The sequence below is a fragment of the Protofrankia sp. Cj5 genome (genome assembly GCF_917627405.1).
Taxonomy (GTDB): Bacteria; Actinomycetota; Actinomycetes; order Frankiales; family Frankiaceae; genus Protofrankia.
On the sequence record NZ_CAKJTO010000205.1, the window covers coordinates 1 to 3,465 of the forward strand.

Below are 3,465 nucleotides of genomic sequence, written 5' to 3' on the forward strand. Positions count from 1 at the left end.
CCCCCGGGTCGCCCGGGCCCCCGCCGGCGGCGGCGCCCGGATCGGGTGGCTCGGCCGCCGGCGGGGGCCGCTCGCGGGCCGTGACCGGCGTCGAGGTACGGCCGGCGGGATGGTCGGCGGCGGCGCGAATCTCGTCGTCGACGCGCAGTGGCATGCCCGCGCCGGCGGTCCACCGCGGCCCGTACGCGTCGGCCGCCGCACGGGCCAGGTCCAGAGCGAAGGCGAGAGCCGACTCCTGGCGCTCGCCCGGTTCCCGGGCGAGCGCCCGCAGCAGGACCGCGGCCACTGGCGGCGCCACGCCGGGCGGCGGCGGCGGCGGGGTGTGGAGCCGGTGATGCCACACCATGTGGACGGGCAGCCCCGGGTCGACCGGGAGAACGCCGCTGAGGAGGTGGTAGAGCACCACACCGAGCGCGTACAGGTCGGTGGCGGGGCCGAGGCGGCCGCCGACGATCTGCTCGGGAGCCATGTAGATCGGCGTTCCGACCACCGCGCTCGCGGTGGCCTCCGCGCCCGCCTCGAAGGGCTTCGCGATGCCGAAGTCGGTGACCTTGAGCAGGTCGTCGGCACCGAACATCATGTTGTCGGGTTTGACGTCACGATGCAGAACGCCGTGCGTGTGCGCGCAGTGCAGCGCCGCGGCCGCGGCGAGGCCCACCGCGCAGGCTCCCCGCGCGGTCATGCCGCGGCGACGGCGGGTGAGCGTCCCGCCCGGCAGGAGCTCCATGACGATCAGTCGAAGGGCGTCGGTCTCGACGTAGTCGTAGACCCGCACTACATGCGGATGGTCGATCCTGGCGAGTAGCTCCGCCTCGTCGGCGAAGCGGGCGGCGACCGCGTCGGGCCCCGCCGGCAGGACTTTGATCGCGACGGGGCGGTTCAGCGTGCGATGCCGGCCGGCGACGACGAGCCCGAACGCGCCGGCGCCGAGATCGCCCCCGATCTCGTAGCCGGGGAGAGCGGCGACGATCCGTCCCCGATCAACGATCACGACCGCTACCGTACAACGCATCAGAGCAGCAACGGTCAGCTCATGGCGTTTCGGATGCTGCGCTACGTCGTAGGTGTCTGGGACCGTTACCTGGGCGATCATCCCAGGGCGACCCAGCTGCCGGCGGTGGTCCCGCTGGTCGTGCACCGGACAGGCTTTCGACCAGGTCGGTCAGGGCTTCCGCCCGCCTGTCCTCCCGGTAGATGGCACCCGTCACGGCCTCGGTAACGGCCGCCAGCACCACGACCTGCTCGTATTGGCCGGCACGGGCCAATGTTTCGGTTGTCTCCGCCAGTTCCGCTGCGAGTCCTGCCCCATAATCCGACGGCGTTCCCGCTGGTGCCTCGAAGGTGCTGTAGTCCTGGGCCGCGGTCTCGGCTGTCTGGCGGGCGAAGGCGGCGGCGGGCGCATGCTGATCTGCCTCGGACAGCGCGGACATGCCGGTGACCAGGGTTCGGCGGATTTCTTCGACTGCATTTTCTGTCCCGTCTTGGAAGCTACTGTCGGCCGCCCGTACGGGCTGTACGTCCATGGGGCCAGCGACACGACCGGCGCGGTCCGTGGCGTCGAAACGATCACCACGGGCCTCAAGTGGAAGCAGGCGCTGCCGCCCGTCCTCGTCACGGGCGCGCTGAACCAGGCTTCACGAGATGCCTGCTGGGGAACTCGGGGCGACGGTCGCGGCCAGCCTGATGCCCGCGTGATCTGGACCAGGCTGTTACGGGGCGAGTTCGTCGATCGTCAGGCCGACGTCATTCAGAATGCCGCGCAAGGTACCCTTCGCAAGGTCCCGCGAACCGTGCACCGGGACTGTCGTGCCACGGCCGTCCGGGTGTCGCATGATGTGATGGCTGCCGTTGGCCCTCGCTACCTTGAAGCCCTGACGCTCCAGCGCATGGACCACCCGGATGCCTCGAACGGAGGGGACCGGCGGCATCAGGCTGCCACGGTGACGGACAGCTCCCGGGGAACCCCGAACTCCTCGATCAAGCCGACGAGCGCCTCGCGCAGGTCGTCCAGCGCGTCCTGCTCGGTGGCCCCCTCGCCGTGGGCGCCTACTCCCGGACGTAGCTGCGCATGTGCACACCAGACGCCGTCCTCGTCGCGCTCGACGGTGATCGGGACTGTGACCGTGGTGGTGCGTGACGCCGCCATGAGTCCACGGTATCCCGATGCCGTCCTGAGCGCGGATCGCTTGCTCGCCGTGATCCGTGGGCTCGCCGGGCTGCGGCGCCATCGCCTCCGCGTCGCGGACAGGGCGGCCGTGCGCGGCTTGGGCTGAGTCGGTCACGCCGGTCCCGATGGCGCTCGGGAAGGGGCGGGACAGTGCGGGTAGCGGGCTGGCTGCGGCGGCCCGATGTGACACGCAGCGGTCACCCTCCGAACGTGCACGACTCCTCGCATGTTCGGAGCATCGCCAGGAGTGACTTCCTCGTGACCAGGGTTCGGCGCATTTCTGCGATCAAGCCTATTACCCCTGCTTGGAAGCAAGCATCGGTCGGCCGTACGCCCTGTATGTCCACGGTGGCTCCGACACCACGGGCGCGGTCCGGAGCGTGGAGACGATCGCCACCTGTCTGCGGTGGAAGCGCCTGCACGAGCCGGTGACAGTGATCGGTGCGCTGGACGCGAAGGACAGCGAGGCGTGCTGGGAGCTGGGTGCTGCCACCGCCGCGAGCCTGATGCCGTAGCGAGCGGGGGCGGCGTGGTGGCCGTCCGCACCGATCTGGTTGGTCACGGAAGGTGAAATGTCCGTAACCAGGGTCTGGTGCGTTTCCGTGGCGCCGTGTATTACCCGATCTTGGAAGCGACGGTTGGGCGGCCGTACGCGCTGTATGTCCATGGCGACAGCGATACGATCGGCGCGGTCCGCGGGGTCGAGACCATTGCCACCGGCCTGAGGTGGAAGCGCCTGCGTGAGCCCCTGTCAATCGTCGGCGAGGTGGACGCCGCTGGGCGCGAGGCTTGCTGGGATCATGGCGCGACGGTTGCGGCCAGCCTGATAGCGGGTGATCTGGACAGACTGGCCGACGGTGAAAGCGCTGCCGGGTTGCATCAACAGACGGGGCATGGGGTGCCATGCGGTCGCCTCTGTGGTGGATTTTGCTCTGGATGGCCCGGAACGGTGTCTGGAGATGGTAGCGCCGGGAGCGCGCCCGGTGGCCGCTCCGCTGATCCGACCACCAGGTGATGATGGCCGGTAGGATGACGGATTGTCCGAAAGAAGGCGATGATACGTCCACCTCGGATGCGCTGCGAGCTGCGGCCACCGCGATATCTTTGTTTGTTCTCACGGGCCACGGAGAACCCCGCGGTGGCCGCCTAATTACGCGTACCACTCTAATAATCGCGCATTGAGAGATCTGTGGTGATCGCCGGGCTGTGATATCAGGCAGCGCTCCAGGCAACCGCGAACGGCTGCCGGAACTGTGTTGTCCGGAACGCCCTGACAATAATGCTGACTCGGCGGGACG

At 69.2% G+C, this 3,465-nt stretch carries 5 protein-coding genes and 1 pseudogene; 2 read left to right on the forward strand and 4 right to left on the reverse strand.

What is annotated here, in order from left to right; all coding sequences use genetic code 11:
• On the reverse strand, positions 1-991 hold a 991-nt coding region (locus MJ777_RS22530), incomplete at its 3' end, for a serine/threonine-protein kinase (protein ID WP_239377718.1).
• 54 nt (positions 992-1,045) lie between these two features.
• On the opposite strand from MJ777_RS22530, the gene MJ777_RS23340 reads away from it, so the two are divergent.
• Positions 1,046-1,219: a hypothetical protein gene (locus tag MJ777_RS23340; protein WP_370652818.1), complete on the forward strand. Its 174-nt coding sequence runs from the start codon at positions 1,046-1,048 to the stop codon at positions 1,217-1,219.
• Between the two features lie 490 nt (positions 1,220-1,709).
• Here MJ777_RS23340 and MJ777_RS22545 read toward each other — a convergent pair whose 3' ends face one another.
• Positions 1,710-1,928: a type II toxin-antitoxin system HicA family toxin gene (locus tag MJ777_RS22545; protein ID WP_239377719.1), complete on the reverse strand. Its 219-nt coding sequence runs from the start codon at positions 1,926-1,928 to the stop codon at positions 1,710-1,712.
• The gene (locus MJ777_RS22550; RefSeq protein WP_239377720.1) at positions 1,928-2,146 is read right to left on the reverse strand and encodes a type II toxin-antitoxin system HicB family antitoxin; all 219 of its coding nucleotides are present in this window, start codon (positions 2,144-2,146) and stop codon (positions 1,928-1,930) included. The genes MJ777_RS22545 and MJ777_RS22550 overlap by 1 nt, the downstream gene beginning before the upstream one ends.
• Before the next feature lie 296 nt (positions 2,147-2,442).
• Here MJ777_RS22550 and MJ777_RS22555 point away from each other — a divergent pair.
• Positions 2,443-2,682 (forward strand): annotated as a pseudogene (locus MJ777_RS22555) (flavodoxin); the annotation flags it as partial.
• Positions 2,683-2,918: 236 nt separating this feature from the next.
• Here the strand turns inward: MJ777_RS22555 and MJ777_RS22560 are convergent.
• Positions 2,919-3,062 (reverse strand): hypothetical protein, encoded by a 144-nt coding sequence (locus MJ777_RS22560; RefSeq protein ID WP_239377722.1) that lies wholly within the window; start codon positions 3,060-3,062, stop codon positions 2,919-2,921.
• Positions 3,063-3,465: the final 403 nt, after the last annotated feature.